The sequence below is a fragment of the Thermococcus sp. genome (genome assembly GCF_027063845.1).
In the GTDB taxonomy this organism is placed as follows: domain Archaea; phylum Methanobacteriota_B; class Thermococci; order Thermococcales; family Thermococcaceae; genus Thermococcus.
Map to the genome: position 1 here is coordinate 1 of NZ_JAMOQU010000095.1, position 3,716 is coordinate 3,716.

Consider the following 3,716-nt stretch of genomic DNA (forward strand, 5'->3'; position numbering starts at 1 on the left):
GTCCCTGTGGCGTTGTACCCGAGGCTCAGGAGGGTGTAGGTTTTTGCCTCCGTTGCCGTCATTATCGCGTTCGCCATCGCGCCGACGGTGAGGCCCTCCTCGATAATGAGGGCGATGTTTATCGTCCCGGGCTCCCACGGCGGTGGCTCTTCGCCTGCTATTGCCGGGTTGGTGATTCCCGCAGTAACGTAAGCAATAACGCTCCCGCTCCTCGAAATTGCGAGCACTTTACCGATGTCTGCGGCAGTCATGAAGCCGACGAAGTTTTTTAGGTTGTGCTCTCGCTCAAAAGTGAGGCAGTCGACTTTGTAGTCACCGGAGTAGTTCTTAGGCACATTCATAAAGAAGAACCCGTTTGCCTGGGTTAAGCCTCCTCTGTGGGGCGCGTTGCTGAGCGAGAGCATCGGCTCATCGAAGGGCAGGATGAAGTGGTTGAACTGCATATAGGGACTTCCCGACAATAAAGGATATAACCCTTCCCTCGGTGATGTTAAACGCTTCCGTTTGCTGAAAGGTTATTAAGGAGGAGAAGTATTTTACTCCGGTGGTAGCATGGGCGTTGAGGAGCACAAAAGGAAGGCACCCAAGAAGTTCAAGTTTGCGGTCATAACGGTCAGCGACACCGCGAGCAGGGGTGAGAAGGAAGATAAGAGCGGAAAGTTCCTCATCGAGGAGCTGGAGAAGGCGGGACACGAGCAGGTTCTCTACAAGGTCGTGCCAGACGAGAAGATGGCGATAATAGGTGCCGTCGTTGAGGCCTTCGAGAAGGGAGCAGAAGTCGTCGTTACCTCCGGCGGAACGGGAATAGCGAGCAGGGACGTGACGATAGAGAGCCTGAGACCGCTTTTTGATAAAGAACTCACGGGCTTCGGCGAGGTTTTCAGGCTGATGAGCTACGAGGAGATAGGCACGGCCGCAGTCATGACGAGGGCAACTGCGGGCGTCATCAGGAGCTCGGGAAGGGCGATGGCGGTCTTCTGTCTCCCGGGAAGCCTCGGAGCCGCGAAGACGGGGATAAAGATTATCCTCAAGGAGGCCGGCCACGTCCTCAAGCACGGGAGGGAGTAACCTTATAGCTTGTTACTCCGTATCCCCGAAGGGTGAAACCGATGGAGAGCGTTGATGATGTTAAGAAACATGTCTCCCAGAAAGACGAGAGGACAAAGGCCCTTCGAAAGTTGAGGGGGGCACTTGGAACGTTCGACGAGGAGATGATTCAGTGGGATATCCGGGAGGCTGAGGAGATTTGAAAGACTTTGTCTTTATGGGGAAATACCACCTAATGCCCTCCGATGCTCAGATAGTTCTCACCTGCAAGAGCTACGGCATTGATAAGATTGCAACCTTTGATTCCGACTTTACAAGGGTTGATTTTCTCAAAGTTTTGGGGGTGTGAAGATGAGAGAATTCAAGCGCCTCACTCCCTACAGGGAGGCATTAAAGCTCCTCCTCGACGACCTGAGTGAGATTAAGGAAACCGAGGAAGTTCCGCTGGAAGGTGCCCTTGGCAGGGTTCTGGCTGAGGACGTCGTTTCGCCGATAGATAGCCCGCCCTTTGACCGTTCAGCGGTTGACGGCTACGCTCTGAGGGCTGAGGACACTTTTTCGGCGAGGGAGTACAGCCCGGTGGAGCTGAGAGTTGTTGATGAGATAGTGGCGGGAGAGGAAAGTAAAGCGAAAGTGGAACCCGGGACGGCGGTAAAGCTCATGACAGGCTCGAAGATGCCAGAGGGAGCGAACGCGGTTCTCATGCAGGAGATGGCCGAGCGCGAGGGAAATGTGATAAGGGTTCTCCGCCCCGTTGCTCCGGGTCAGAACGTCGCCTTTGCAGGCGAGGATGTGAAGAAGGGGAAGGTAATCCTGAGAAAGGGGCAGGTGCTCAGGCCCCAGGACTTGGCCCTGCTCAAGAGCATCGGTTTCAAAACCGTTAAGGTCAAGAGAAGGCTCCGCGTGGGGATAATAATCACGGGCAGTGAGCTGATTGAGGAGTTCGACGAGGAGGCGTTGAAATCTGGCAAAATCCTTGAAAGCAACTCCATCATGCTGAAGGGCCTCGTGAGGCAATACTTCGGCGAGCCCGTATTTTATGGCGTCGTTCCAGACGATGAAAACGCCGTGAGGAGAGCAATCGAGAGGGCGAAGGCCGAGAACGACCTCGTCCTCGTTACAGGCGGTTCGGCCTTCGGGGACAGGGACTTCGCTCACAGGTTCGCTAACCTGCTCTTCCACGGGACGACGATAAAACCAGGAAGACCGATAGGCTACGGCGAGAGGGTCTTCATAATGAGCGGCTACCCCGTGGCGGTCTTCGCACAGTTCCACCTTTACGTCAAGCACGCCCTGGCGAAACTCGTTGGGGCGAGGAACTACGAGGTTCGCGTTAAGGCGACGCTAACCGACAGGATTCCCAGCCAGCTTGGAAGGCACGAGTTCGTCAAGGTCTGGTACGAGAACGGAAGGGCGAGGCCTATCAGGAAGAAAGGTAGCGGGATAATAAGCTCGCTCGTTGAGAGCAACGGGTATGTGGAAATCCCAGAGGACAGTGAAGGGCATCTCGAGGGAGAAGAGGTTTGGGTAACGTTGTACTAAAGGTCCCCCACCAACATCCCGCTGTCCGGGACCTTTATAATTTCTCTAACATCCTCTGGAAGTTCTTCAATAATTTCCAATTCTTTTTGGGTAATATCCTGAATTATCTCCATGACCTCGCGCTTTCTCTGTTCTAATATGTCATAGACTGGATTATCCTTAAGCCAAGGTATAATTTCTTTAACATTTTGCTCGGAAGGTTTTATAAGACCACTCTCAGTCATGGCATTATCTATTATGCGTTTCGTGTTAATAACATTTTCTGTTCACTTTTTGCACATTAATTTTAGTAGTAAGCAAAAATAGAAAACAAACCAATTAGGAACAGACTTTATAACCAGAACGAGCAACGAAATGTCGCCCGCCCGTAACGCCCGCCCTCATCGAAGGCAACGCCACACTCAGGCGGGTTAACCCAGGCGGGCGAGAACTGTGCCCGGCCTGGGTTTCCCGCGGTCATCGTGCTCCGGGACGCGGAAGGCCCTCCCGCGGGGACCTCGCTGAGGCCGGGCTGTAGCCCCCGCATCGCCCCCCGGTTCATTCTCCCCGGGGTCCTCGCGCGGGGGCATTGTTAGGTAGGGGGCGCGGTTTATAAACCCTCACTCGAGGAGTTTTCTTAACTGGTTGAAGAGGCGCTCTTCAACGCTGTTCCTGTCTATCACGAGAATTAAAGTGCCTCCTTTGACCATGACTAGGTCTCTAAGCTTGGATAAAAACTTCATGAGGGAATCCCATGAGTTATACATGCTCAGGTATTCAACGCAATCAATGACGACAACACCGGGAACTCCCATTCTGGAGGTTTCCTCCAGATATTGGAATGTTATCTCAGTCATTTTTGCGAGGTCAGTTGGATTGAGCGTTCCTGCTATGTTCCCTCTTTTAAAGGGAACTGCCGTTACAAAATATGTTCTCCATCCTTCGCGGGAGTACTCCAAGTCTCTTAAAAACGCCAATACTGGTGCATTTTCAAGCTTTGGTAGCAGGGTCTCAAACTCTTTTGGCTGGACTATAATCGTACCACTGTGTATTTCCGGTGCTTTGACATCAATACCACGCTCAAGGAACTTTCTCGTAGACGTAAGACGATACATCGAGTACGCCATCATAACCGTTAATATCGTCGA

General features: G+C 52.6%; 7 protein-coding genes. 4 read left to right on the plus strand and 3 right to left on the minus strand.

What is annotated here, in order from left to right; translation table 11 throughout:
• Positions 1-443 (minus strand): adenosylcobinamide amidohydrolase (locus MVO87_RS07210; protein ID WP_297552725.1); only part of this gene is annotated, 443 nt, incomplete at its 3' end.
• Positions 444-552: 109 nt separating this feature from the next.
• Here MVO87_RS07210 and MVO87_RS07215 point away from each other — a divergent pair.
• The 4 genes from MVO87_RS07215 to MVO87_RS07230 are packed head-to-tail and all read left to right on the plus strand — an operon-like array spanning position 553 to position 2,589.
• Entirely contained in the window at positions 553-1,068 is a 516-nt protein-coding gene (locus MVO87_RS07215) for a MogA/MoaB family molybdenum cofactor biosynthesis protein (RefSeq protein ID WP_297552727.1), read from the plus strand.
• 41 nt (positions 1,069-1,109) lie between these two features.
• Complete coding sequence (locus MVO87_RS07220; RefSeq protein ID WP_297516695.1) at positions 1,110-1,250, plus strand: hypothetical protein; 141 nt, start codon at positions 1,110-1,112, stop codon at positions 1,248-1,250.
• A gap of 32 nt (positions 1,251-1,282) precedes the next feature.
• Positions 1,283-1,396: a PIN domain-containing protein gene (locus tag MVO87_RS07225; protein ID WP_297516692.1), complete on the plus strand. Its 114-nt coding sequence runs from the start codon at positions 1,283-1,285 to the stop codon at positions 1,394-1,396.
• Between the two features lie 2 nt (positions 1,397-1,398).
• On the plus strand, positions 1,399-2,589 hold the full coding sequence (locus MVO87_RS07230) for a molybdopterin molybdotransferase MoeA (RefSeq protein ID WP_297516689.1): 1,191 nt from the start codon (positions 1,399-1,401) through the stop codon (positions 2,587-2,589).
• Here MVO87_RS07230 and MVO87_RS07235 read toward each other — a convergent pair.
• Together MVO87_RS07235 and MVO87_RS07240 are read right to left on the minus strand one after the other, a co-directional pair.
• The gene (locus MVO87_RS07235; protein ID WP_297516687.1) at positions 2,586-2,813 is read right to left on the minus strand and encodes a hypothetical protein; all 228 of its coding nucleotides are present in this window, start codon (positions 2,811-2,813) and stop codon (positions 2,586-2,588) included. The genes MVO87_RS07230 and MVO87_RS07235 overlap by 4 nt on opposite strands.
• Positions 2,814-3,188: 375 nt before the next feature.
• Positions 3,189-3,716: DUF835 domain-containing protein (locus MVO87_RS07240; protein ID WP_297552729.1), on the minus strand; the 528-nt coding region annotated here is incomplete at its 5' end.